At 74.9% G+C, this 24,055-nt stretch carries 22 protein-coding genes; 12 read left to right on the top strand and 10 right to left on the bottom strand.

From position 1 onward, the window contains the following. The first annotated feature begins 75 nt into the window (after positions 1–75). A complete protein-coding gene (locus tag PH191_RS17140) occupies positions 76–1,500 on the top strand; it encodes an aldehyde dehydrogenase family protein (protein ID WP_274195816.1) in 1,425 nt (474 codons plus the stop codon). A gap of 12 nt (positions 1,501–1,512) precedes the next feature. Here the strand turns inward: PH191_RS17140 and PH191_RS17135 are convergent, their stop codons facing one another. The 3 genes from PH191_RS17135 to PH191_RS17125 all read right to left on the bottom strand — a co-directional run bounded on the left by PH191_RS17135 (position 1,513) and on the right by PH191_RS17125 (position 7,817). Then, on the bottom strand, positions 1,513–3,354 hold the full coding sequence (locus tag PH191_RS17135) for a S9 family peptidase (protein WP_274195815.1): 1,842 nt from the start codon (positions 3,352–3,354) through the stop codon (positions 1,513–1,515). Between the two features lie 63 nt (positions 3,355–3,417). After that, positions 3,418–5,193, bottom strand: coding sequence for an N-acetylglutaminylglutamine amidotransferase (locus PH191_RS17130; protein WP_274195814.1), 1,776 nt, complete (start codon positions 5,191–5,193; stop codon positions 3,418–3,420). 41 nt (positions 5,194–5,234) lie between these two features. Continuing rightward, on the bottom strand, positions 5,235–7,817 hold the full coding sequence (locus PH191_RS17125; protein ID WP_274195813.1) for a glutamate--cysteine ligase: 2,583 nt from the start codon (positions 7,815–7,817) through the stop codon (positions 5,235–5,237). A gap of 98 nt (positions 7,818–7,915) precedes the next feature. Between PH191_RS17125 and PH191_RS17120 the strand changes: the two genes are divergently transcribed. The 6 genes from PH191_RS17120 to PH191_RS17095 all read left to right on the top strand — a co-directional run bounded on the left by PH191_RS17120 (position 7,916) and on the right by PH191_RS17095 (position 12,189). Continuing rightward, positions 7,916–8,386, top strand: a complete 471-nt coding sequence (locus PH191_RS17120) for a ribose-5-phosphate isomerase (RefSeq protein WP_274195812.1) — start codon at positions 7,916–7,918, stop codon at positions 8,384–8,386. Positions 8,387–8,415: 29 nt separating this feature from the next. Continuing rightward, entirely contained in the window at positions 8,416–9,231 is an 816-nt protein-coding gene (locus PH191_RS17115; RefSeq protein WP_274195811.1) for an Fpg/Nei family DNA glycosylase, read from the top strand. A 159-nt stretch (positions 9,232–9,390) separates the two neighbouring features. Beyond that, a complete protein-coding gene (locus PH191_RS17110) occupies positions 9,391–10,842 on the top strand; it encodes a hypothetical protein (RefSeq protein WP_274195810.1) in 1,452 nt (483 codons plus the stop codon). Positions 10,843–10,884: 42 nt separating this feature from the next. Then, positions 10,885–11,034 carry a hypothetical protein gene (locus tag PH191_RS17105; protein ID WP_274187620.1) on the top strand — a complete coding sequence of 50 codons (150 nt, stop codon included), beginning with the start codon at positions 10,885–10,887 and terminating at the stop codon, positions 11,032–11,034. Positions 11,035–11,062: 28 nt separating this feature from the next. Next, complete coding sequence (locus tag PH191_RS17100; RefSeq protein WP_274195809.1) at positions 11,063–11,428, top strand: MmcQ/YjbR family DNA-binding protein; 366 nt, start codon at positions 11,063–11,065, stop codon at positions 11,426–11,428. 44 nt (positions 11,429–11,472) lie between these two features. Continuing rightward, on the top strand, positions 11,473–12,189 hold the full coding sequence (locus tag PH191_RS17095; RefSeq protein ID WP_274195808.1) for a PIG-L deacetylase family protein: 717 nt from the start codon (positions 11,473–11,475) through the stop codon (positions 12,187–12,189). Between the two features lie 18 nt (positions 12,190–12,207). On the opposite strand, the gene PH191_RS17090 is transcribed toward PH191_RS17095, so the two are convergent. From PH191_RS17090 to solA, 3 genes are all read right to left on the bottom strand, one after another. Beyond that, positions 12,208–13,101, bottom strand: coding sequence for an SGNH/GDSL hydrolase family protein (locus PH191_RS17090; RefSeq protein ID WP_274195807.1), 894 nt, complete (start codon positions 13,099–13,101; stop codon positions 12,208–12,210). A 123-nt stretch (positions 13,102–13,224) separates the two neighbouring features. After that, positions 13,225–14,418: an aromatic ring-hydroxylating oxygenase subunit alpha gene (locus PH191_RS17085; RefSeq protein WP_274195806.1), complete on the bottom strand. Its 1,194-nt coding sequence runs from the start codon at positions 14,416–14,418 to the stop codon at positions 13,225–13,227. Then, positions 14,411–15,610 carry an N-methyl-L-tryptophan oxidase gene (solA, locus tag PH191_RS17080; protein WP_274195805.1) on the bottom strand — a complete coding sequence of 400 codons (1,200 nt, stop codon included), beginning with the start codon at positions 15,608–15,610 and terminating at the stop codon, positions 14,411–14,413. The genes PH191_RS17085 and solA overlap by 8 nt, the downstream gene beginning before the upstream one ends. Positions 15,611–15,750: 140 nt before the next feature. Between solA and PH191_RS17075 the strand changes: the two genes are divergently transcribed. After that, positions 15,751–16,638: a LysR family transcriptional regulator gene (locus PH191_RS17075; protein WP_274195804.1), complete on the top strand. Its 888-nt coding sequence runs from the start codon at positions 15,751–15,753 to the stop codon at positions 16,636–16,638. A gap of 39 nt (positions 16,639–16,677) precedes the next feature. On the opposite strand, the gene PH191_RS17070 is transcribed toward PH191_RS17075, so the two are convergent. After that, on the bottom strand, positions 16,678–17,376 hold the full coding sequence (locus PH191_RS17070) for an SDR family NAD(P)-dependent oxidoreductase (protein WP_274195803.1): 699 nt from the start codon (positions 17,374–17,376) through the stop codon (positions 16,678–16,680). Positions 17,377–17,447: 71 nt separating this feature from the next. On the opposite strand from PH191_RS17070, the gene PH191_RS17065 reads away from it, so the two are divergent. From PH191_RS17065 to PH191_RS17050, 4 genes are all read left to right on the top strand, one after another. After that, complete coding sequence (locus tag PH191_RS17065) at positions 17,448–18,641, top strand: cytochrome P450 (protein ID WP_274195802.1); 1,194 nt, start codon at positions 17,448–17,450, stop codon at positions 18,639–18,641. Between the two features lie 24 nt (positions 18,642–18,665). Further along, the gene (locus tag PH191_RS17060; RefSeq protein WP_274195801.1) at positions 18,666–18,860 is read left to right on the top strand and encodes a ferredoxin; all 195 of its coding nucleotides are present in this window, start codon (positions 18,666–18,668) and stop codon (positions 18,858–18,860) included. A 23-nt stretch (positions 18,861–18,883) separates the two neighbouring features. Continuing rightward, positions 18,884–19,462 carry a TetR/AcrR family transcriptional regulator gene (locus PH191_RS17055; protein ID WP_274195800.1) on the top strand — a complete coding sequence of 193 codons (579 nt, stop codon included), beginning with the start codon at positions 18,884–18,886 and terminating at the stop codon, positions 19,460–19,462. Between the two features lie 61 nt (positions 19,463–19,523). Then, entirely contained in the window at positions 19,524–20,930 is a 1,407-nt protein-coding gene (locus PH191_RS17050) for a uracil-xanthine permease family protein (RefSeq protein ID WP_420791812.1), read from the top strand. Positions 20,931–21,094: 164 nt separating this feature from the next. Here PH191_RS17050 and PH191_RS17045 read toward each other — a convergent pair whose 3' ends face one another. From PH191_RS17045 to wsfD, 3 genes are all read right to left on the bottom strand, one after another. After that, positions 21,095–21,364, bottom strand: coding sequence for a hypothetical protein (locus PH191_RS17045; protein WP_274195799.1), 270 nt, complete (start codon positions 21,362–21,364; stop codon positions 21,095–21,097). Positions 21,365–21,620: 256 nt separating this feature from the next. Continuing rightward, entirely contained in the window at positions 21,621–22,529 is a 909-nt protein-coding gene (locus PH191_RS17040; protein WP_274195798.1) for an NADP-dependent oxidoreductase, read from the bottom strand. A gap of 9 nt (positions 22,530–22,538) precedes the next feature. Further along, complete coding sequence (gene wsfD, locus PH191_RS17035; protein ID WP_274195797.1) at positions 22,539–24,035, bottom strand: glycan biosynthesis hexose transferase WsfD; 1,497 nt, start codon at positions 24,033–24,035, stop codon at positions 22,539–22,541. Positions 24,036–24,055 lie beyond the last annotated feature (20 nt).

The raw sequence follows: 24,055 nt of genomic DNA, 5'->3' as shown, positions 1-24,055 counted from the left end.
GGTAGGGCAGACCAGGGGCCACGTCGCCCCGTCGGGCAGGGTGGAGGGCGCACCCCACCGACTCGGAGGCACGAGATGACGACCGGTACGGATACCCTCGCGCGGCACTGGATCGACGGGGCCTGGCAGGGGGGCTCCGGGTCGATCGCGGTGGTGAACCCGGCGACCGGCGAGACCCTCGCCGAGGTCCCGGCGGGCGGCACCGCCGAGATCGATGCCGCCGTGCTCGCCGCCCGGCACGCCTTCCCGGCCTGGGCGGCCCGGCCGCTCGCCGACCGGGTGGCGGCCGTGACCGCGATCCGCGAGGGCATCAAGGCTCGCAGCGCCGAGATCGCCGCATCGATCACCGCGGAGATGGGATCGCCGACGAAGTTCGCCAGCTCGGTGCAGGTCGGCATGCCGATGGCGACGTCCAAGGGCGTCGCCGGGCTGGCCGAGTCGTTCCCGTGGACCGAGGAGATCGGCAACTCGCTGGTCGTGCGCGAGCCGATCGGCGTCGTCGGGGCCGTGACGCCCTGGAACTACCCGCTGCACCAGGTGGTCGCCAAGGTCGCGCCGGCGCTGGTCGCGGGCTGCACGATCGTGCTCAAGCCCAGCGAGGTCGCGCCGCTGACCGCGAGCATCCTCGCCCAGATCACCGCCGAGGCCGGCCTGCCCGCCGGCGTCTTCAACGTCGTGCACGGCACCGGGCCCGAGGCCGGCGAGGCCCTGGCGAAGCACCCGGGCGTCGACATGGTGTCGTTCACCGGCTCGGTGCCCGCCGGGCGCCGTGTGCAGGAGGTCGCGGCGGCCACGGTCAAGCGCGTGGCCCTGGAGCTCGGCGGCAAGTCCGCCAACATCGTCCTCGACGACGCCGACCTCACCCAGGCCGTCAAGCTCGGGCTGGGCAACTGCTTCATCAACGGCGGCCAGACCTGCACGGCGTGGACCCGGCTGCTCGTGCCCGCGTCGCTGCACGACCAGGTCGTCGAGATGGCCGTGGAGCAGTCGGCGAAGTACACGGTCGGCGACCCGACCGAGGAGTCCACCCGCATCGGGCCGATGTCCTCGGAGCGCCAGCGCGAGCGCGTCGAGGGCTACATCACCACCGGGGTGTCCGAGGGTGCCGAGCTCGCCGCCGGCGGCCCGGGTCGTCCCGACGGGCTCGAGCGCGGCGCCTACGTCCGGCCGACGATCTTCTCCGGTGTCCGCCCGGACATGACCATCGCCCAGGAGGAGATCTTCGGGCCGGTGCTGTCGGTCATGCCCTACGACACCGAGGACGAGGCCGTCGAGATCGCCAACGCCACGGTCTACGGGCTCGCGGGCGCGGTGTTCGCCGGGTCGCAGGAGCGCGGGGTCGAGGTCGCGAAGCGCATGCGCACCGGGCAGGTCGACGTCAACGGCGGCGCGTTCAACCCGCTGGCGCCCTTCGGTGGCTACAAGCAGTCGGGCACCGGCCGCGAGCTGGGCCGCTACGGGCTCGAGGAGTTCCTCGAGGTCAAGTCCATCCAGCTCTGACGAGCCGGGCGCTCACGAGGCGGAGCCGAAGTGCTCCTCCAGCCAGTCCACGCACTCGTGGATGAAGCGCACGCGGTTCTCGGTGCGCTGGATCTCGTGGCCCTCGTCGTCGAAGAGCAGGTACTTCATCGGCACGCCGGCGGCCTTGGCGCCGTGGACGGCGAGCTCGGCCTCGTGCACCGGGACGTTGGTGTCGAACTTCCCGTGGACCACCAGCAGGGGAGCGCGCAGGTGCTCCATGCGGTGCACGGGGGAGAGCTCGCGCAGCAGGTTGCGGTCGTGGATCGGGTGGCCGTACTCGCCGACGGCGGCGTCGGCGATCCACGGCTCGGTGCGCGCGAAGAACGTCTCGAAGTCCGCCATGCCGCAGACGTCGATGCCGACCGCGAAGAGCTCGGGGTGGTTCACCAGCGCGGCGAGGGTCAGGTAGCCGCCGTAGGAGCGGCCCATGACGCCGACCCGCCCGGGATCGGAGACGCCGGTGTCGACGAGGTGCTCGACGCACGTCGCGACGTCGCGGATCGCCGCGAAGCGCCCCGCGCCGTTGTCGGCGTTGACGAACGAGCGCCCGAACCCCGAGGAGCCGCGCACGTTGGCCGCGTAGACGGCGATGCCCCGGGCGAGCAGGTGCTGGTAGAGCGGGGTGAAGACGGGGCGTTCCTGCGCCTCGGGCCCCCCGTGCAGGTAGATCACCGTGGGTAGCGGCCCCGACTGACCCCGCGGCCGGTAGAGCCACCCGGGCAGGCGCAGGCCGTCGGGGGTGGTGACGACCTCGAGCGACGGGTGCACGAGCTGCCCCGGCGACCAGGACGGCTCCTCCTGCGGGCAGATCAGCGCGGTGGTGTCCGACGAGAGCTCGTGGCACCACACGGCGGCGGGCACCTCGGGGGCCTGGATGCCCATGACCAGCGAGTCGCCGTCGTGACTGAAGACCGCGCTGGTGACGACGTCGCCGGGCGGGGCGTAGGCGCTGCACTTGCCGGAGGCGATGTCGAGCAGGTCGACCTCGCTGCGCCCCTCGGCGTTCCACACGAGCGCGGCGAGCGCCGCGTCCTCGGTGAGCGCGAAGCGCTCGAGCTCGGCGTCGAGACGCTCGGCCAGCACCTCGGGCGTCATCGGCCGGGCGTCCGTCGCGACGTCGACGCGCACCAGCGCCGCGCGCTCGCGCCCGCCGTCGGTGAGCAGGTACATCTGGGTGCCGTCGGGGCAGAACCGGCCGGCGGCCACGCTGGAGTCCCGGGTGATCGCCACCGGGTGCTCGACGGCACCCGGCGGGCCGCCCGGGCCGCGCCCGGAGTCGATCTCGTGCCAGCCCTCGGTGCCGTCGAGGTCGACGATGCCGACGTGGCGTGACCCGCGGCGCCCGCGGCGCAGCAGCACCCGGCGCCGGTCGCGGCTCACGTCGAGGATCTGCAGGGCGTGCCCGGAGCCGACCCGCTGGCGCTGGGAGGACTCGGCGTCGACCAGCCAGGCGGTGGTGGTGTCGTAGTCGGATTCGGTGATCGCCAGCACCGAGCCGGTGTGGGTGAAGCGGTCGAGGGTCACCGCGCCGCGGTCGGCGTCGCCGACCCCGCGGACCGGCCGCAGGTCGCTGCCGTCCGGGCGGACGATCGACACGTTGCTGCGCTCGCCGCCGTCGGGCGCGGTCTCGACCGCCAGCCACAGCCCGTCCGGCGACCAACGCACGGTCGAGACGAGCTCGTCACCCGTGTCGAGCGACCACTCCTCACCGGTGGCCCGGCGGTGCATGCGCACCTGCGGCCGGCCGTCCCCGTCCCAGACGAAGGCGATCGTGGTGCCGTCCGGGGAGGGGCTGGGCGACCAGCAGCGTGTGGCGCTGATCCACTCGTCCACCGGCCCGCGTCCTCCTTCGGTCGACCACGATTCACCTTCGAGGGCACGGTACCCAGCCGGTGGCTACGTGATGCCGTGCTCCTGCAGCCACATCTCGAGCAGGGCCACCTGCCACAACGCGTTGGCGCCGAGGTTGGTGCGGCCCGAGTTCGGGTCGTCGAGCATCGTCGCCACCGCGTCGGCCCGGAACAGGCCCCGCGACGTGGCGGCCGGGTCGGTCAGCGCGCCCCGCACCCGCTCCAGGACCGGACCCGAGAGCTGGCGGATCGCCGGCACCGGGAAGTAGCCCTTCTTGCGGTCGATGATCTCGTCGGGCAGCACGCCGCGCGCGGCGGCCTTGAGCACGCCCTTGCCGCCGTCGGCGAGCTTGTACTCCGGCGGGCAGGCGCCCATGGTCTCGACGAACTCGTGGTCGAGGAACGGCACGCGGGCCTCGAGGCCCCACGCCATCGTCATGTTGTCGACGCGCTTCACGGGGTCGTCGACGAGCATGATCGTGGTGTCGAGGCGCAGCGCGGCGTCCACCGCGGAGTCGGCCCCGGGCCGGCCGAAGTGCTCGGCGACGAACGCGCGGCTGACGTCGTCGTCGACGAGGGCCTCGGGCGTGAGCAGCTGCGCGACCTCGGAGTGCGGGCGGTCGAAGAACGCCTTCTGGTACGAGTCGAGGGCGGCGTCGCGGGCGATCCCGGCCAGCGGCGGGTACCAGTCGTAGCCGCCGAGGATCTCGTCCGCGCCCTGGCCCGACTGCACCACCTTGATCGACTTCGAGACCTCGCGGGAGAGCAGGTAGAAGGCGACGACGTCGTGGCTGACCATCGGCTCGGCCATCGCCGCGACCGCCCCCGCCAGGGCGTCGTCGGTCTCGTGCTTGGGCACCGTGAACTTCACGTGGTCGGTGCCGTAGGTCTTCGCGACGAGGTCGGAGTAGTCGAACTCGTCGCCCGACTCGCCGCCCTCGGACTCGAAGCCGATCGAGAAGGTCTTGAGGTCCTTCTGGCCCATCTCGGCGAGCAGGGCGACGACGATCGAGGAGTCGATGCCGCCCGAGAGCAGCACCCCGACCGGCACGTCGGCGACCATGCGCCGCTCCACCGCGGTGCGCAGCGAGTCGAGCGCCGTCTGCGCCCACTCCTCGGCCGAGCGGTCGCCGTCGCGCGTGAACTCGGGCTCCCAGTAGGTCCGGTCGGTGGTGCCGCCGTCGGGGGAGATCGTGCGGATCGTCGCCGGCGGGAGCTTCCGCACGCCCTGCAGGATCGTGCGCGGCGCGGGGACCACGGAGTGGAAGCTCATGTAGTGGTGCAGCGCGACGCGGTCGACGTCGGTGTTGAGCCCGCCGCCGGCCAGCAGCGCGGGCAGCGACGACGCGAACCGGACCGCTCCCGGCACCTGGGCGACGTAGAGGGGCTTGATCCCCAGGCGGTCCCGGCCGAGCACCAGCTCGCCGGTGCGCCGGTCGGAGACCGCGAACGCGAACATGCCCTTGAAGTGCTCGACGCACGACGGGCCCCAGCGGTGGAAGGCCTTGAGCAGCACCTCGGTGTCGGAGGTGGAGAAGAAGCGGTAGCCGTCGGCGTGCAGCTCGTCGCGCAGCTGCTTGTAGTTGTAGATGATCCCGTTGAAGACCGCGGTCAGGCCGAGGTCGGAGTCGACCATCGGCTGGGCGCCGGTCTCCGACAGGTCGATGATCTTCAGGCGCTGGTGGGCCAGCGCGAGCGGGCCGTGGCCGACGACCCCCCAGCCGTCGGGCCCGCGGGGCTCGAGGACCCGGGCCATGTCCAGCACGGTGGCGACCTCGGCCGCCCGGCCGTCGAAGCGGAACTCACCGGCGATGCCGCACACGTGTGGCCTCCTCGGTCACGGTCGGTCGGGGAACGCGCTGGTCAGCGCAGGATCCAGGTGTCCTTCGAACCCCCGCCGCGCGAGGAGTTGACCACGAGCGAGTCGGCGGGCGCGACCCGGGTGAGCGGGGTCGGGAGGATGGTCGGGGTGGGGGCGAGGACGACGAACGCCCGCAGGTCGACGACGCGCGGCTCCAGCGTCGTGCCGGTGAAGGTCGGGTGGGTGGAGATCCGGATGGTCTCCTGCGCCACGAACGACGCGGGGTGCGCGCGCACCGCCGCCGCGACCTCGTCGAGCTCGTGGCTGCTGGCGTGGGGCCCGACCACGATGCCCGTCCCGCCGTATCCGTCGACGGGCTTGGTGACGAGCTGGTCGAGGTGGGACAGGACGTACTCGCGCTGCTCGGGATCGGCGCACGACCAGGTCGGGACGGCCGCGAGCGTCGCCTTCTCGCCGAAGTAGTACTCGGTGAGCGCCGAGATGAAGGGGTAGACGCCCTTGTCGTCGACGAGGCCGTTGCCGGGGGCGTTGGCCAGGGTCAGACGCCCCGTGCGGACGGCCTCGCGGATGGGGTCCCCCAGGGGGACCCCCTCGGAGTCCTCCGCGGTGAACAGCACCTCCTCGTCGATGCGCCGGTAGATCACGTCGATCGGGCGCCCGGTGGCGGCCACGGTGATCATCCCGGCGACCGCGCGGAGCTCCCCCGGGGTGAGCAGCGGCACGCCCATCTCCTCGGCGAGCATGCGGTGCTCGAAGTGCGCCGAGTCCGTCGTCCCCTCGGTGACCAGGGCGAGGACCGGGTCGTGGCCGGCCGCCGGCGGGGCGCACGCCAGGAGTGCCTCGCGCAGCATCGCCGGGCCCTCGTCGGCGTCGAGCACGCCGTTCGGGGCCTGGAGCTCCGGCAGGACGCTGCGCACGACGCGGCGGTCGGCCATCGCGAAGCCGATGCCCGAGGGTATGCGCAGGTTGTCCTCGAGGATCTTCCACTCGCCGGCGGCGTCGCGGACGAGGTCGAGGCCGCTGACCAGGGCACGGACGGCCCCGGGGTGCAGGTTCATCGCGGTCTCGTGCGGCTGGGGCAGCCAGCGCAGCGCGTCCTCGGCGAGCACGCCGTCGTGCAGGCAGGCGCGCTCGCCGTGCAGGTCCTGCAGCAGTGCCTCGCACGTGCGCGCCCGCTGGATCAGCCCCTCGGTGAGCGTCTCCCACTCGCCGGGGGTGATGAGGCGGGGCACGAGGTCGAGGGGGAAGAGCCGCTCGTCGTCGTCGGCCTGGGGGAAGAACATGCCGCGGGCGCGCTGCTCGGCGTCGCGGCTCTTCTCGTGCACCAGCAGCCCGGACGGGCCGATCCGCTCGAGCGTCGAGACCAGCCACGAGTACGCGGGGCGGACGGTGCCGTCCTCGGCGACGGCCTCGTCGTAGGCGGGCGGTGCGTAGTCGGCCAGCAGGACCGGCGCGACCGTCTCCGAGATCGGCGCGTCCACCGGCGAGTCCGGCGCGCCCCGGGTCTCGGCGAGGAGCATGTCGACGACGGCCTCGAGGTTGCCGTTGCGGTTGGCGCGCTGGCGCTGGCGGGCCGCGGAGCTGCCGCGCGCGAGGGCCTCGAGGGCCAGCTCCTCGACGACGGCGCGGTCGCCGGCCTCGTCCAGGTCGTCGGCGAGGTGCTCGAGCATGAGCCGCACCGCCCGCGACGGCGGCACGAGCTCGCGGCCGGGGACGTCGACGAGGTCGCCCTCGAGGCCGGAGCGCGCCGCCCGCCAGCTCGCGGCGCGCAACAGCTCGGGGCGGTACTGCGGCATCGGCCGGCCCTCGACGTGCGCGCGCACCCCGTGGCGCACGAGCGCCCGGGAGAGACCGGCGATCAGCACCACGCCGTCGACGCTCGGGCTGGCGTCGCAGATGCGCACCTCGACGGTGGCCTGGTGCGCCGACGGCCGCATGTCGAAATAGACCATCCCCGGGTCGGACATCGTCCCCGAGGCGAGCAGGTCGGCGATCAGGGCGTCGTAGTCGGCGGCGTCGCGCAGCGGGGCCGGGGGACCGGCGGTCGGCCAGCGGTGCCACGCCAGCGTGCGGGAGCTGGCGTAGCCGGTGTCCTCGCTCTTCCAGAACGGCGAGCTCGACGAGAGCGCGAGCAGGACCGGCAGCCACGGCGCGCTGTGCTGCATCACCGCGACCGCGGCGTCGCGGTCGGGGACGTCGACGTGCACCTGGGTGCCGCAGATCTGCTGCTCGAAGGCGAGCATCTGGTACTCGTCGCGCATCCGCTCGTAGCGGGGCGACGGGGTGATGCCCTCGGCGGAGCCGTCGATCAGGGGGACGCTGCCCGCCCCGACCACGCCGAGACCGTGGGTGTCGGCGATGTGCGCGAGCATCCCGCGCAGCCGCACGAGGTCGGTGCGCAGGTCGGCGAGGTCCGACGTCGGCTGGGAGTTCGTCTCGATGATCGAGGGCTTGAGCTCCGGGGCGAACGCCTCGCCGTCCAGGGCCTGCAGCTCGTCGAGCATCTCCGGGACGCGCGGCACCGCCGATCGTGACTCGAGGTCGACGAGGTGGAACTCCTCCTCGACGCCCATCACGACCTCGCCCGCGGGGGTCGGGCGGCGGTCCTGCGGTCGCGCTCCCATAACGGGTCAACCTACGATCGGTGTGTCACGGGGATGTTTCCGAGCCGCCGTCCACTACCCCTGCGGCGGTATGTCTCACACCTGACAGACTGCGCCCCGTGCGCGTCTTCGTCGGATCGGACCACGCTGGGTTCGAGCTCAAGGGCCATCTGCTGCGCGACCTCGCGAAGGCGGGTCACGACGTCGTCGACGTCGGGCCCGAGGAGTTCGATCCCGTCGACGACTACCCCCCGTACTGCGTGGAGACCGGGCGCCGCACCGTCGCGACCCCCGAGGCCCTCGGCGTCGTCATCGGCGGCTCGGGCAACGGCGAGCAGATCGCGGCCAACAAGGTGCCGGGATGCCGTGCCGCCCTGGCCTGGAACGTCGAGACCGCGCAGCTCGCACGCAAGCACAACGACGCCCAGGTCGTCTCGCTCGGCGCGCGGATGCACACCTCCGAGGAGGCGACCGAGATCGTCACGGCGTTCCTCGCGACGGCCTTCGAGGGCGGGCGTCACCAGCGGCGCATCGACATGCTGACCGCCTACGAGCAGACCGGCGAGCCCCCGGCCCTTCCCCAGGAGTGACCGGCCGCGTGGCGGGGTAGGCAGGCGCGGTGCCCGAAGGCCACACCATCCGTCGCCTCGCGCGCACCCACACCCGCCGGTTCGTGGGCCACGAGGTGGCCGTGTCGTCCCCGCAGGGCCGCTTCAGCCGGGACGCCGAGCTCGTCGACGGCCGCGAGCTGCGCGCCGTGGACGCGCACGGCAAGCACCTCTTCCACGTCTACGCCGACGACCTCGTCGTGCACGTCCACCTCGGGCTCTACGGCAAGTTCACGATGCACACCGGCGACGTGACGCCGCCCCGCGGCCAGGTGCGGATGCGCCTGGTGGGGCCGACGCACTGGGCGGACCTGCGCGGCCCGATCGCCTGCGAGGTGCTCACCGAGGGCGAGGTCGACGGCGTGCGGGCCCGCCTCGGCCCCGACCCGTTGCGCGACGACGCCGACCCCGAGGCGGCCTGGCGCCGGATCGGCCGGTCGAAGGCCCCGCTGGCCACCCTGCTCATGGACCAGTCGGTGATCGCGGGCGTGGGCAACGTCTACCGGGCCGAGGTCCTCTTCCGGCACGGCCTGGATCCGCTGCTGCCCGGGCGGGAGCTCGGGCGGGAACGCTTCGACGCCGTCTGGGCCGATCTCGCCGACCTGCTCGCCGACGGCGTCCGCCGGGGCGCCATCGACACCGTGCGCCCGGTCCACCGTGGTTGTGGTCACGCCCCCGACGAGCCGCACGGCCGGGGCTGCGGCCGGGAGGTCTACGTGTACCGCCGGACGGGCGAGCCCTGTCGAGTGTGTGGGACGGAGGTCAGCCGCCGTACGCACGCAGCCCGGAATCTCTTCTGGTGCGCGACCTGTCAGGCCGCGACCTGACCGTTACGTTTCGCCCTCCGCGTTCGATGCCTCACCCGGGAGGGTGACACGTGCCCCGTCCGTGGCGGGGTCCTCGGACGGCGCACGGACACCGCGTCGACCTCCCGTGTCCGTCCTGTCCGTAGGGTGCGGGTCGTCCGATCCGTCGAGGAGGTACGTGTGGGCCGGGAGACGAAGCGGGGCGCGTCGCCGTCGGTCGCCCGCCCGCGGCCCCGCTGGCAGATGACGACGCGCTCGCGGTTCGCCCTCGTGCTCGGCGTGGCCGGGCTCGGCGTCGCCGGCGTGCAGCTGGCGATGATCAGTGACCCGCCGACGGTCGTGCAGCTCCTCGTGCTCTCGTTCTGGAGCCTCGTCGGCGTCGCCTACCTCATCTCCGCGGCCGGCCAGGTGATCCGCGGCCGCAGGACGCCCGCGCCCGCCCCGGCGGCGGTGCCCGCGCCGATCGAGGAGATCGTGCCGGTCCCCGTGCGGCCCGCCCGGCCCCGCCCGACGGCGCAGCGGGCGGCCGACGAGGTGGTCGGCACGGCGGGCGACATGGGAGGCGACAAGGAAGCCGGCACGGTGGCGGACCGGGTGGCCGACCGCACCGAGGCGGTCGAGCCCGCCACGGCGGCGGCTGCGGGCGCTCCGGCCGCCCGGGCCGGGCGCCGGACGTCCCCAGCAACTCCGGCTCCGGCTCCAGCAACTCCGGCTCCGGCTCCGGCTCCAGCAACTCCGGCTCCGGCGACTCCGGCTCCGGCTCCGGCGACTCCGGCTCCGGCTCCGGCGACCGCGACCGTGCGCCCCGCGCCGGCGACCGAGGCCCTCCGGCCCGCAGCGGCGACCGAGGCCGTCCGGCCCGCCCGTCCCGCGCCCGTCGCGACCGAGACCTCGCGGGTGTCGATCCGCGCCCGCCGGCCGGCGCCCCGGGCGACCCCGGCGGCGGCGACCGGCACCGCCCCGGCCCCTGCCCCGGCCCCTGCCCCGGCCTCTTCGGCGGCGCCCGCAGGTCCCGTCGCGAGGCCCGCGGCAGCGCCGGCCCCGAAGCCGTCCCCGACGCCCACCGCGAAGCCCTCCCCGACGCCGGCACCGAAGCCCTCCCCGAAGCCGGCCCCGAAGCCCGTCCCGACCCCGGCGCCCGAGGAGACCACCGACGCCTTCACGGTCCGCGCCGCGGCGAGCCCGTCGCCGAAGCCCGGGTCAACTCCCGTCCCCGCCGCCGGCTTCGCCTCGGCGCTGTCGTTCGGCTCGTCGCGGCCCGCTCCCGGTGCTCGCCCCGCCCCGGCGCGCGTGCCCGCGGCCCAGGACGCCGAGGACGACGAGCCGGCCGCCCCGACCTCCATCGCCTCGCTCGACGACCTGCGGCGCGTCCGCGCCGAGGCGGCGGCGGCCGCCGCGCTCGCCGAGGCCGCCCCTGCCCCGCGGGCGCCGTCGCCCGTGTCCGGCCCGCTCCCGGTCACCCGCAGCCGGCACGCCGCCACCGGCGACGTCCCGGTGCCGCGCCGAGCGCGGCACCGCTCGGCCGACGAGGACCCCGACACGCCCCGACGGCACCGTGCCGAGCCGCCGTCGGGCCGTCACGCGAGCAGCGAGGTCCCCGTGGCCCCGAGGCGGGCCGCGACCGGCCGGTAGCCTCGTCGGTGTCCGATCCGTCCCCTTCCGTGAGGAACGCCGATGACGCGGCCCGACGAGCGCAGCGACCCCACCGAGGGCGTCTCCGAGCCCTCGACGCCCACTCCGCACCGGCCCTGGGTGCGGGTGGCGACGGTGATCATCCTCGCCGTGTTCGTCCTGTCGATCCTGGTCGGCTCGCTGCTGGCGTAGCCGGCCCGCCGCGGGCCACGATGCCCGCGTGGACGCCGACGAGCTGATCGACGGGTTGCGGGGCGTGTGCGTCGCCCTGCCCGAGGTCACGGAGAAGATCAGCCACGGGACGCCGAGCTGGTTCGTGCGCAAGATGTTCGCCAGCTACGTCGGCCGCCACCACGGCGACGAGTACCTCTGCCTCTGGGTCGCCGCCCCCGAGGGCGCGCAGGAGGAGATGGTGACGGCGGAGCCCGACCGGTTCTTCGTCCCGCCCTACGTCGGTCACCGCGGCTGGCTCGGGCTGCGGCTCGACGTCGAGCCCGAGGGGCCGGACTGGGGCGAGGTCCGCGAGGTGGTCACCGACGCCTACCGGCAGGTGGCGCCCCGGCGGCTCGCCGCCCTCCTGGCGTGAGCCCTCTTGACCTGGAGCAAGGTCGAGGTCCCAGGCTGCAGGTCATGACCACCGACCTGCCGCCCCTGCCCGACGACTGGTCACGCGCCCTCGCGATCGCGGCCCACCCGGACGACCTCGAGTACGGCACGAACGCCGCCGTCGCCGCCTGGACCGCCGCGGGGCGCTCGGTGTCGTACGTGCTCGCCACCCGCGGCGAGGCGGGCATCGCCGGCACGCCGCCGGAGGTCGCCGGCCCGCTGCGCGAGGCCGAGGAGCGGGCGAGCGCCGCGGCGGTCGGGGTGCACGACGTCCGGTTCCTCGGCCATCGCGACGGTGTGGTCACCGAGGGGCTCGACCTGCGGCGCGACCTCGCCCGCGAGATCCGGCGGGCCCGCCCGCAGCTGGTGGTGGTCAGCAACCACCGCGACACCTTCGGCCCCGGCACGTGGAACAGCGCCGACCACCGCGCGGTCGGCCGGGCGACCCTCGACGCGGTGGGCGACGCCGGCAACGAGTGGGTCTTCCGCGAGCTGATCGACGAGGGCTTCGAGACCTGGTCCGGCGTGCGGCACGTCGTCGTGGCCGCCTCCCCACAGCCCACGCACGCCGTGGACGTGACCGGGTGGCGCGACGTCGCGATCACGTCGCTGGCCGAGCACCGCGCCTACCTGACGGCCCTCGACCCGCGGCCGGTCGTCGAGCAGGCCCGCGAGGTCGTCCTGATGACCACCGGCGGCGAGGACGGGCCGGCGCGGGTGCCGTTCGAGGTGTTCGGCTGACGCCTGCGCAGGACGGGCTCAGCCGGGGAAGAGCGGGGCCGGCGGGGCGTCGCGGCGGCCGTCGGACGGAGGCGTCGCCGGCCGCGTGGGAGCGGGCGTCGTCGGGGCGGGCGCGGCGAGGGCGGGCAGGACGCCGAGCGCGTGCCCGGTCGCGGTGGCGCCGCCGGCCAGGAGCGCGTCGGGGCCGGTCAGCGGGGCGAGCCAGGGGTCGGGAGCGCACACCCCGTGCCCGGCGAACGCGGACCGGACGTCGACGAACCGCATCCCGGCGGCGGTCGCGCGGTCGGCGAGCGCGGTGTCCAGGCGCGTGACGGCGTCGTCGAGACGGGCGGCCCGGGTCGCGTCCGCGGGGCCGCTCGGGCACGCCCGTCCCTCGGCGAGCAGGGGGTAACCGGTGACGGTCCCCGCGGCGCGCGGCGCGCGCCTCCGGATGTCGGCGAGCGACGCGTCGAGCGCCCGCGGCAGCGTGGTCAGCGCCCGGTCGAAGCGGGTCATCGCGTCGTCGCAGCGCGCCGCGGTGCCCTGTGCCGAGCAGGCGGACGCCAGCGCGCCGAGCCCCGTCGCGTCGGCGCCGACGGTGGCCGTCACGACCTCGGTCGCCGGGCCGAGCGAGGTGAACTGGCCGTTCCCCCCGCCCGTCGCGGACGCGCACGCCCGCGAGGTCCACGAGGTCTCGCCGGCGGCCCGGGCGACGACCGCGGGGTAGGCGCGCGGGCTGCGCCGGCACGTCCCGGACGCCGCCTCGACCTCGCCGGCCGCGGTCCCGGCCGCCCAGGAGTCGCCGAGCGCGACCCGTCGCGTCCCGTCGCCGCCGCTCGCGGGGCTGCTGCCCGGCGCTCCGGTCGCCGACGCGGACCCGAGGACCAGCGCGGCCCCGACGAGCGCCGCCACCACCACCGATCGACAACCCATCGCCGCACCCCCGACACGTCGTCCCACCCCGATGACGCCGCCGAGTGTCGGTCTCGACGCCCACAGGAGGGAGGGACGTCACGCCATCGAGCAGCGACGACCACCCGATGGGGACTCCGGAGATCAGGCGGAGCGGGCGTGTGGGGGATCGGCGAGGGCGTCGACGTACCAATCGAGGAACCCCTCGACCGAGGCCTCGACCACCGGGGAGAGCGGCCCGGGACGGTAGCCCCGCGACGCGATGCCGGCGTAGTTCGCCTCGCAGAGCGCCCAGTCCTGCTCCGAGGTCGCCCGCCACACGGCGGTCATCGCGTCCTCGTCGACGGTCGCGTCGCGGGCGACGAGGAAGCAGAGCTCGACGTCCGTGGTCCCGGCGTCGACCGGCGTGAGGCGCGTGGTCATCGCGTAGTCGCCGTTGGCGTGGGCCCAGAGGTTGGGCAGCGACACCACGCGCAGGCTGCCGACGTCGGGGTCGGTGAGCCGGCCCATCGGCGGGGCGAGCGGGCGGCCGTCGAGGGTCTCCGAGACGAAGCCGTCGCGCAGCGGGAGGCGGGCGACGCGGTACCAGGCGCCGTCGGGGAAGTTGACGTCCTCGCCGGGCAGGCCCTGCGCGCTCCAGCGGGCGCGGGCGGCGGTGAGTGCGCGGTCGTAACGGGGGTTGGTGCGCACGTCACCGTTCATGCCGACGTCGAAGTTCGACAGCGAGAACTCGGGGTGGCTGCCCGCGCAGTGGTAGCACTCGCGGTTGTTCTCCACGAGCGTCTTCCAGTTCGCGGCCACGTGGTAGTGCTGGCGCACGGCGACCCGCGCGTCGGCGAGCCCGTGCGGGCCGAGCCGCGGCTCGAGGGCGCCGGCGAAGGCGTCGAAGTGCGGCGGCTCGTCGGCGAGGCAGACGAACACCAGTCCGGCGACCTCGCGGACCGCGACCGGGGCGAGCCGGTGGGACGCGGTGGCGAAGCAGTCGCCCATCAGCCGGGCCGCGCGCAGCGAGCCGTCGAGGGCGTAGACCCACTGGTGGTAGGGGCACACGAACGCCTTGACCTGGCCCCGGGTCTCCGAGGTCACCCGGGAGCCGCGGTGGGCGCAGACGTCGTGGTGGGCGTGCAGGACGCCGTCCTCGCCGCGGACGACGATCACGCGGTCGCGGCCGACGTCGACGGTGAGGTAGCGGCCGGTGGCGTCGAGCTCCGCGGTGTGCCCGGCGAAGAGCCAGTGCGCGGCGAAGACGCGGTCGAGGTCGGCGGCGAAGACGTCCGCGTCGGTGTAGGCCGCCTGCGGGAGCGACCACCCGGGGGAGCGCTCGACGAGGTCAGACATGGAACGATCGCCCCCAGGTCGGGTCGGTGAGGGCGGGGCGGTCGAGACCGAACGCGCCGATGGGGTGCCGCGTGCCGCCCGTCGTCGCGAGATCGGCGAGGATCTTGCCGATCAGCGAGGCGAACTTGAACGCGTGCCCGGCCCCGACCCCGACGCTGACCCGGGGCTCGCCCGGCACGCTGTCGATCACGTAGTGCTGGTCGGGCGGGATCGTGTACAGGCAGGTCTTCGTGTACAGCTCGGGGCCGCCGAAGCCGGGCAGGTGCTCGGCGAGGAACGCCTCCTGGCGCTTCTGGCGCAGCGGGTCCGGCTCGAACGTCCGGGAGTCGGCGGTGATCTCGTTCCCACCCATGTGCTGGCCCAGCTTCGTGGCGACCTCGCCGTACACGGGGAAGCCGTAGAAGTTGTCCGCGCCGTGCCACATGAACACCGGGAACCGCGCGGGCGAGAAGTCGAGCAGGTTCGGCGTCGCGTAGTAGGTCACCTGCTCCTGCAGCACGGTCAGCGGGATCTCGACCAGCCCGTCGAGCACCTCGTTGGTGCGTGCGTCGGCGGTGACGACGACGTGCTCGGCGCGCACCACCTCGTCGTCGAGCACCACCTCGACGCCGTCGCGGGTGGGGTGCAGGGCGCGCACGGGGGAGTGCTCGCGGATCTCCGCGCCGTGCCCGCGGGCCAGCGCGACGTGGGTGGCGTTGGCGCGCGCCGCGTCGACGATGCCGGTGCGCCGCTGGTACATCGCCTGCTCGGTGCCGGCGAGACGGAACTGCGGCCAGCGCGCCTCGATGCCGCGCGCGTCGAGGAGGTCGAAGTCGACGCCGTGCCGGTCGGCCACCGCGGCGTACCCGCCGAGGTTGCGCCCGCCGGTGGCGAGGCCCGAGCGCGCGTCGACGTCCTCGATGACGAGCCCGCCGGTCTCGGTGACGAGCGTCTGGGCGGAGACCCGCTCGACGTCGCGCCAGGCGGCGTAGGCGGCGGGGGCGAGGGCGGCGTAGGCGTCCTGGTGCTGGGCGTAGCGGATGATCCGCGAGTGGTCCTGGCTCGCGCCGTGGTCGTGCCCGAGGCCGTGCCGCTCGAGGGCGAGGACGCGACCCCCGGCGGCCCGGGAGAGCCAGTAGGCGGCGGCGGAGCCGAGGCCACCGCAGCCGATGACGACGAGGCGGCGGTCGGGCCGGGTTCGTGAGCTGTGCACGGTGATCACTCCGGGTCGGTTCTCGGATGTGTCCCCAGCGTCGACGATCACCCGGTCGCGCGGTCCGGATCCGCGATCACCCCTGCCACTGCTGTCATCAGGGCGGACTTATGCCGCTCGCGCGGGGCAGTATCAAGGTCATGGACATCGAGCTCCGGCAGCTGCGGGTGTTCCTCACCGTGGCCTCCGAGCTGCACTTCAGCCGCGCGGCCCGGCGCCTGCACGTCAGCCAGCCCGCGCTCTCGCAGCAGATCCGCGCGCTGGAGAAGACGCTCGGCGCCGCGCTCTTCGACCGGTCCAGCCGCGCCACCGAGCTGACCCCGGCCGGGCGGGTGCTGCTCGACGCGGCGCCGCGCGTGCTCTTCGAGGCCGAGCGGGCGCAGTCGCTGGTCACGCAGGCGGCGGACGGGGCGGTGGGGCTGCTGGTCGTCGGGTCGGTCGGCACCGCGCTGGCCTCGATCACGCCGCAGATCCTGCGGGCGATGCGGGCGTCGTTCCCCGACCTGCAGCTGGAGGTCTCCCAGCAGGACACCGCCGCGCAGCTCGTCGCCCTCGCCGACCACCGTCTCGACGTGGGGCTGGTGCGGGCCGCCTCGGCGACGGCGGCCGTGGAGGTCGAGCACCTCGTCTCGGAGCCCCTGGTGTCGGCGCTGCCCGGGGACCACCCGCTGGCCGAGCAGGAGGAGATCGACCCGGCGCTGCTGACCGACGAGCCGTTCGTGCTGTGGCCGCGCTCGCTGGGCACGGCGTTCTTCGACATCATCACGAGCTACTGCCGCGAGCACGGCTTCAGCCCGCGCATCGTCGCCGAGGGCGCCGACATCGAGACCCAGCTCGGGCTCGTCGCCGCGGGGCTCGGGGTGTCGCTGCAGCCGGCGTACTACGCGAACCTGCGGCCGCCGGGCGTGGTGTTCCGCCCGCTCTCGGGGCCGGTGCCGATGGTCGCGCTGCAGGTGGCCTGGCGCCGCGCCGACCGCTCGCCCGCCGTCGCCCACTTCGTCGAGGTCGCGCGCAGCCTCGGTACGTGAGCGATGTTCCCGGCTATGGCCGGGAACATCGCTCACGGGTCACCAGGGCACGTGCTCGCCGTCCTGGAGGAACGAGCCGGAGGGGGCGGCGCCGGGGGAGCGGACGACGTCGACGATCCCGGTCGCGCCCTCGGCGACCGGCCGCCCACCCCTGCCGCCCATGTCGGTGGCGGTCCAGCCCGGGGACACCGCGTGCACGGCGATGCCGTCGCGGGTCAGGGCGTCGGCGAACACGCGGGTCAGCGCGTTGATCCCGGCCTTCGAGACGCTGTAGGCGGGCGAGTGCGCGCCCATGCGGGCCAGCGAGCCAAGCCCACTGGTCACGTTGACGATCACCGCGTCGTTCCCGGCGCGCAGCAGCGGCACGAACGCCTGCGTGAGGCGCCAGGGCGCGAGGACGTTGGTGCGCCAGGCGCCGTCGGCGATGTCGAGATCCTCGGTCACGGGGTCGGCGCCGGGGTCGAAGTGCACCGCCGCGTTGTTCACCAGCGCGTCGAGGCGCCCGTGGCGACGGTCGACCGCCTCGACCGCGGCCTGCACGGACTCCGGGTCGGTGACGTCGAGGTGCAGCGCCCACGCGTTCTCGCCCAGCTGCTTCGCCACCGCGGCGCCCGCCTCGACGTCACGCGCCCCGACCACCACGACGTGCCCGGCGTCGACCAGCTGGCGGGCGATCTCCACGCCGAGCCCCCGGCCCGCGCCGGTGACCAGGACGACCCGCTCGGTGCTCTCGCTCATGTCGTTCGTGTGCCTCGCGGGGTCCGTGGCCAAACCGGCAGCACACTCCCACTTGGCGTACGGTCCCGACGATGAGCACGAGCACCGACGGGGCCCCTCCGGTCCCCCGCCACATGCAGCGCGACCGGTTCGCGCCGGTGCCGGAGACGCAGGCGGCGCGCGACGAGGCGGGGCTGATCGCGATCCGGACGGGGTTCGGCACCCCCGCCCGCCTCGTGACGCGCTACGCCGACGTGCGCGAGGTGCTCGGCGACGCCGAGCGCTTCACCAACACCGGCCTGCCCCGCCTCCCGATGCCCGAGGACGGGATCGATCCGCGCGCCGGGAACCTGCTCGCCACCGACCCGCCCGAGCACACGCGGCTGCGCCGGCTGCTCACCGGCGAGTTCACCGTCAAGCGCATCCGCCGTCTCGAGCCGCGCATCGTCGAGATCGTCGACGACCACCTCGACGCGATGGCCGCCGCGGGCCCGCCCGCCGACCTGGTGAGCGTCTTCGCGCTGCCGGTGCCGAGCCTCGTCATCTGCGAGCTGCTCGGCGTCCCGTACGACGACCGCGCCGAGTTCCAGGGCCGCGCGGCCCGCCAGGTCGACCTCAGCCTGCCGCTCGAGGAGCGCGGGCGGGTGGCCGCCGAGTCGCGCACCTACATGGGCGAGCTCGTCGACCGAGCGCGGACCGAGCCCGGCGACGACATGCTCGGCATGCTCGTGCGCGAGCACGGCGACGACCTCGCGCGCTCCGAGCTGATCGGCATCGCGTCCCTGCTGCTCATCGCCGGGCACGAGACGACCGCGAACATGCTCGGGCTCGGCACCCTCGCCCTGCTGCGCGCGCCGGAGCAGCTCGCCCTCGTGCGCGACGAGCCGGGCGCCGTCGCCCCGGCGATCGAGGAGCTGCTGCGCTTCCTGTCGGTGGTGCACTCCGGCATCCCGCGCACCGTCCGGCACGACACGACGGTCGGCGACGTGCCGGTGGCCGCGGGTGAGGTCCTCGTGCTGTCGCTGCCCGCCGCCAACCGCGACCCCGCGGCGGTGGAGCACCCCGACGACCTCGACGTCACCCGCACGATCGCCCCGCACGTGGCGTTCGGGCACGGCGTGCACCACTGTCTGGGCGCGCCGCTGGCCCGCGCCGAGATGGCCGTGGCGTTCCCCGCCCTGTTCCGGCGCTTCCCGACGCTCGCACCGGGCATCCCGTTCGAGGAGATCGAGTTCCGCTCGGCCACCATCGTGCACGGACTCCGTGCCCTGCCCGTCACCTGGTGACCCACCACCACCGAGGGAGAACCCATGCACATCCAGGCCGACCGTGAGGCGTGCATCGGCGCGGGCAACTGCGTGCTCGCCGCCGAGGACGTCTTCGACCAGGACGACGACGCCGTCGTGCTCGTGCTCGAGGAGGAGCCGTCGGCGGACCAGGTCGGCGAGGTCCGCAACGCCGTCGCCCAGTGCCCGTCGGGCGCGCTGAAGCTCGTCGACGACTGATCGCGGCCGATACGGTGTCGCCGATGTCCGCACCGTCCGATCCGCTCGTCCGCGTGGATCGGCCCCTGCGCGCCGACGCGGCGCGCAACCACGCCGCGATCCTCGCCGCCGCCCGGACGGCCATCGAGGTCGGCGGCCCGGACGTGGCGCTCGAGGAGGTCGCGCGCCGGGCGGGCGTGGCGCCGTCGACGCTCTACCGCCGCTTCGCCGGACGGGACGAGCTGGTGGCCGCGGTGCTCGAGGACTACGTCGCCGAGTTCGTCGAGCCCCTGCTCGCCCGGGCCGTCGAGGTCGCCGACCCGTGGGCGGCGCTGGTCGGGGTGCTCGAGGGTCTGGTCGACGGGGTCACCCGCCACCGCGCGCTGCTCGCGGCCGCCAAGGCCACCGGCGCGTTCACCCCCGAGCTCGCCGCCCGCACGCTGGCCCCGCTCGGTGACCTGCTGGGCCGCGGACAGGCCGCGGGGGTGGTGCGCGGCGACCTCGTGGCCGAGGACCTGCCGACGGTCGTGCACATGGCCGTCCTCACCGCCGAGGCCGGCGAGGGCCGCTGGCCCCGCTATCTCGGCCTCCTGCTGGACGGGATGCGCGTGCCGCGCACGTGAGTGATCCGGGTCGCCGTAACGACCCGGATCACCCACGTGGCAACGCCCTAGCCTGTCGCCCGTGATCAGGGGATGGACGGTCCACGGTGACGGGCGGGCGCCCGCGCCCGGTGAGGTGGTGCGGCCGGAGGAGCGGCTGTCGTGGGGGCGCACGGTCGGCCTGGGCGCGCAGCACGTCCTGGCCATGTTCGGGGCGACGTTCGTCTTCCCCGTGCTCATGGGGCTCGACCCCAACCTGGCGATCCTGCTCTCGGGGCTCGCGACGATCCTGTTCCTGCTGATGACGCGCGGGCGGGTGCCGAGCTACCTCGGGACGAGCGCCTCCTTCGTCGGCGTCGTCGCCGCGGTGCGCGCGGACGGGGGTACCAGTGCCGAGGTCACCGGGGCGATCGCGGTGTGCGGCGTCGTCGTGGCCCTGGTCGGGCTCGCGGTGCACCTCGGTGGCGCGCGGACGGTGTCGGCGATCCTGCCGCCCGCCGTCACCGGCGCGGTGGTCATGCTCATCGGCTTCAACCTCGCCCCGGTCGTCGCCGGCACGTACTGGCCGCAGGACGAGCTCGTCGCCCTGATCACCATGCTCGTCGTGATGATCACGGCGGTGGCCGGGCGGGGCATGTTCGGGCGGCTCGGCGTCCTGGTCGGCCTCGTCGTCGGGTTCGTCCTGTCGCTGCTGCTCGACGCGGTGCTCGGGCCGATCACCGCGCCCGACGCGTCCGGTGTGGTCTCCACGCACCCGCGCGTCGACCTCTCCGGCGTCGCCGACGCGTCCTGGATCGGCCTCCCGCTCGGGACGCCCGAGGCGCCCGGGCTGCACCTGCCCGCGTTCAGCGCCTCGGCGATCCTGCTGATCGTCCCGGTGGCCATCGCGCTGATCGCGGAGAACACCGGGCACGTCAAGGCCGTCGCGAGCATGACCCGCGAGGACCTCGACCCCTACCTCGGCCGGGCGCTCGCCGCCGACGGCATCGCGACGGCCGTCGCCGGCGGGGTCGGCGGCTCGCCGACCACCACCTACGCCGAGAACATCGGCGTCATGGCCGCGACCCGCGTCTACTCCACCGCGGCGTACGGGGTCGCCGCGCTCGTCGCGATCGCGATCGGCTTCTGCCCGAAGTTCGGGGCCGTCGTCGCGGCGACGCCCGGCGGGGTGCTCGGCGGCATCACCGTGGTGCTCTACGGGATGATCGGCCTGCTCGGGGCGCGGATCTGGGTGGAGAACAAGGTCGACTTCGCCCGCCCCGAGGTCCTCGTGCCGCTCGCCGCCGGGATCGTCATCGGCATCGGGGACGTCGCCCTGACCGTCGGCGGCGGGTCCCTGTCGGGGATCGCGCTGGGCACGATCGTCGTTGTCGCGGGCTACCACCTGTTGCGGCGCCTGGCCCCGGGCCGCGCCGACGAGGCCGAGCCGTGGAGCGCGCCAGGCCCGGTGGAGGAGTCGCCCTCCGACGAGGGTCGCCCGCGCGGCTGAGCGTCCGGGACGACCGACGGGGCGGGCCCCGGTGGCGGTTCCAGCGCCACCGGGACCCGCCCCGGTTCGTCGCTGCCCGTCCCGCTCCCCCGAGCGGGGGACCGGCAGCGGACGGGCCAGACCTCGATGTACTGACCTAGATCTACTGACCTAGATCTTCTGACCTAGACCAGGCCGTCCACGACGTCGCCGACGGCGTCGCTCCCCAGCACGCTGCCGACGGCGCCGTTGACGCCGCCCACGAGGCCGCCGACGCCCTCGGCGAGCTCGCCGCCCGCGCCGACGAGGCCGCCGACGAGGCCCTTGTGGTCGCTCCGGGTGGAGTGCCCCTCGTCCCCGTGGTGCGACTCGCTCGCGCTCGCCACGCCGGACAGGGCGAGGCTGCCGGCGCCGGCCAGGGCCGTCGCGGCGACGAGGCGCTGCAGTCGGGTCATGGTGGATCCCCTCTCGATCGGTCCGCGGTGATCGCGGATCGACAGGAGTCTCCCGAGCCGATGAGCGGCGATTCATCGAGGGTACGTTCACTGAATGGCAACTCAGTCAAACGATCAGCCCTCGGACGGCGGCCGAACGGAGCAGGCGCGCGTGCCGATCGGAGTCACGAGGCGCTCGACGGGGTGATGCGCCACTCGTTGGGGTGAAACTGCACGCGTGTCGTTCGCGGTGCGTGACATCTCCTTCTCGGAGAGGTCAGGCGGGGTCCATCGTGACCACGACCTTGCCGAGGACGTGCCCGTCCTCGACGCGCGCGAGCGCCTCGCCGGTGCGTGCGAACGGCAGTGTCGTGCGCACCCAGGGGTCGAGGTCGCCGCCCGCCACCAGCGCGGCGAGGGCGTCGAGCACGGCCGTGCTGCGATCGCGGGGCACGTCGCCGCCGCCGAGCTCGGCCACCAGCGGCTTGTCGGCCACCGAGGCCAGCCGCGCGGGGTCGACCAGCGGGCCCACGGCGCGCATGGCGTCCCCGCCGACGAGGTCGAACACGCCGTCGACGCCGTCGGGGGCGACCGCCCGGACGCGGTCGGCGACGCCCTCGCCGCCGGTGACGGGCACCGCGCCGAGCTCGGTGAGCAGGTCGCGCTTGCCGGCGCTCGCGGTGCCGATGACCCGCAACCCGCGTGCTCGTGCGAGCTGGACGGTCGGGATGCCGACGCCGCCGCCCGCGCCGTTGACGAGCAGCGTGGCGCCCGGGGGCAGCGCGAGGGTGGTGAGCGCGTCGTAGGCGGTGCCGGCGGCCACCGGCAGCGCGGCGGCGTCCTCCGGTGACACCGTCGGCGGCCGGTGCGCGGCGAACGAGGCGGTGACGAGGGCCTGTTCGGCCCAGCCGCCGACCATCCCGGGGCAACCGCCGAAGACCTCGTCGCCGACCGCGAACCCGGTGACGCCCTCACCGATCGCCGTGACCGTGCCGGCGACCTCCCGCCCGAGCACCGCGGGCCCGGTGGTGCCGTACTCGCCGCGGCGCATCCGGAAGTCGCCCGGGTTCACCCCGGCCGTCCGGACGCGCACCCGCAGCTCACCGGGACCGGGGTCGGGCACCGGGACGTCGAGGAACGCCTCCTGGTCAGGACCACCGACACCGAGGAATCCGTAGGCGCGCACGGTACCGTTCTACCCTCGTCCGCGCCCCCGACGGACGACGGCGGTCACGGCGGCGCCCGCCAGACAGAGCCCGGAGACCGCGAGCAGGTAGGCCGCGAGCCACGCGTGCTTGAACACCTCGAAGTAGCCGTCGCCCGCGACCGCCACCACGATCAGCGCGAGAGCCGTGCCGGCGGCGAGACCGGCCGCGAGGGACCAGCGCGCCGCGCGTCCCTGCCACCGCGCGGTGGCCGCCGCGACCAGGGCCAGCAGGACGAGCGCCGAGGGCAGCCACGGGGGCCGGCGCGTGTCGTCGAGGACCTGCGCGAGGTCGGGCTGGCGTGCGCCCGACCAGCCGGGGTGCCCGTCGGGCGAGGACGGGGCGTCGAACGGGGCCGGCAGCGAGTCGAGGTACGGGAGGTCGGCGAGCGTCGTGGCCTGCAGGCCCACGCCCACCGCCCGGGCCGCGGTCGCGGGGTGCTCGGCGAGCAGCAGCAGGGCCGCGTTGCGGGTCTCGGACGGTCGCTGCAGGATCGCGCCCTCCCACCACGCGACGCCGTCGGGGCGCGGGGGGCCGTTGAAGTACCCGTTGCCGGTGAGCGCCGCGGCCTCGGGCGGCAGGCCCAGCGCGCTCGTCGCCGTCGGTCCCATCTCGAGCAGGGTGGTCGTGAACACCAGGTTGTGGGCGTTGACCGGCGCGTAGAACTGGGCCTGGCGCTCGAGGGCGGCGAGCACCGGGGCGACGGCGAGCAACGCCGTGACCACGGCGATCGCGGGGCCGACCCGGCGCGGGCGGCGGACCCCGACCGCGACGAGCGCGCAGACCAGGATCGCGGCGCCGAGCACCGGGATGTAGGCGACCTTCGCGGTGGTGGCCACCAGCCCGCCGCCCGCGGTGAGCACGAGCGCCACCACCCGCTCCGCGCGGTGCTCGCGGCGGGTGACGAGCAGGGCGGCGACGCCGACGGCCGTGGTGACGCAACCGAGCAGGCCGGCGGGCTCGCTGTAGGTGGAGACGAAGAACCGGGGGAAGGTCGCGGCCGCGAGGGGGAGCACCGGGACGGCCACCGCGAGGGCGCGCCGGCGTCCCCCCGCCGACGCCGCCCACGCCGCGAGCCCCACCACGAGCCCGACGAGCACGGCGTAGGCCCAGCCGAGCGCCGTCGGCGACCAGGTCCCGCCGCTGACGAGGGTGGTCGCCCGCGCGATGACCAGGGCCGACGAGGGCACCGGGTCGGGGCAGGTCGGCGCGCCGACGGCGAAGTCGGTGGTCCAGCCGCCGCGCCAGCTCGCGTAGCCGTCCGCCGTCAGCGGGGTGAGCCCCGCGCCGCAGAAGAGGCGGTAGCCGTCGCCGTTGTCCTCGACGCCCAGCGGGCGACCCGAGAACAGCCGCAGGGCGAGCACGACGAGCAGCGTCGCCGCGAGCCCGGCACCGACGCCGAGCGGTACGCGACCCGAGGGCCGCGGAGCCGACGTGGGCCCGGGCGGCGGCAGGGTGTCGGTCGCGTCCGCCGTCCCGGTGGCCATCGACGCCATGATGCCGGAGT

This window comes from Actinomycetospora callitridis (assembly GCF_028737265.1).
GTDB classification, from domain to species: domain Bacteria; phylum Actinomycetota; class Actinomycetes; order Mycobacteriales; family Pseudonocardiaceae; genus Actinomycetospora; species Actinomycetospora callitridis.
The sequence above is the reverse complement of the archived record's forward strand: the minus strand, read 5'-3'. Positions and strand labels throughout refer to the sequence as shown.

Bases quoted from the DNA above. Each gene is read 5' to 3' on its own strand.
- PH191_RS17060 (WP_274195801.1), top strand. From the start codon at position 18,666: ATGCACATCCAGGCCGACCGTGAGGCGTGCATCGGCGCGGGCAACTGC.
- wsfD (WP_274195797.1), bottom strand. From the start codon at position 24,035: ATGGCCACCGGGACGGCGGACGCGACCGACACCCTGCCGCCGCCCGGG.
- PH191_RS17075 (WP_274195804.1), top strand. From the start codon at position 15,751: ATGGACATCGAGCTCCGGCAGCTGCGGGTGTTCCTCACCGTGGCCTCC.
- PH191_RS17090 (WP_274195807.1), bottom strand. From the start codon at position 13,101: ATGGGTTGTCGATCGGTGGTGGTGGCGGCGCTCGTCGGGGCCGCGCTG.
- PH191_RS17105 (WP_274187620.1), top strand. From the start codon at position 10,885: ATGACGCGGCCCGACGAGCGCAGCGACCCCACCGAGGGCGTCTCCGAG.
- PH191_RS17085 (WP_274195806.1), bottom strand. From the start codon at position 14,418: ATGTCTGACCTCGTCGAGCGCTCCCCCGGGTGGTCGCTCCCGCAGGCG.
- PH191_RS17125 (WP_274195813.1), bottom strand. From the start codon at position 7,817: ATGGGAGCGCGACCGCAGGACCGCCGCCCGACCCCCGCGGGCGAGGTC.
- PH191_RS17095 (WP_274195808.1), top strand. From the start codon at position 11,473: ATGACCACCGACCTGCCGCCCCTGCCCGACGACTGGTCACGCGCCCTC.
- PH191_RS17070 (WP_274195803.1), bottom strand. From the start codon at position 17,376: ATGAGCGAGAGCACCGAGCGGGTCGTCCTGGTCACCGGCGCGGGCCGG.
- PH191_RS17055 (WP_274195800.1), top strand. From the start codon at position 18,884: ATGTCCGCACCGTCCGATCCGCTCGTCCGCGTGGATCGGCCCCTGCGC.
- PH191_RS17065 (WP_274195802.1), top strand. From the start codon at position 17,448: ATGAGCACGAGCACCGACGGGGCCCCTCCGGTCCCCCGCCACATGCAG.
- PH191_RS17045 (WP_274195799.1), bottom strand. From the start codon at position 21,364: ATGACCCGACTGCAGCGCCTCGTCGCCGCGACGGCCCTGGCCGGCGCC.
- PH191_RS17140 (WP_274195816.1), top strand. From the start codon at position 76: ATGACGACCGGTACGGATACCCTCGCGCGGCACTGGATCGACGGGGCC.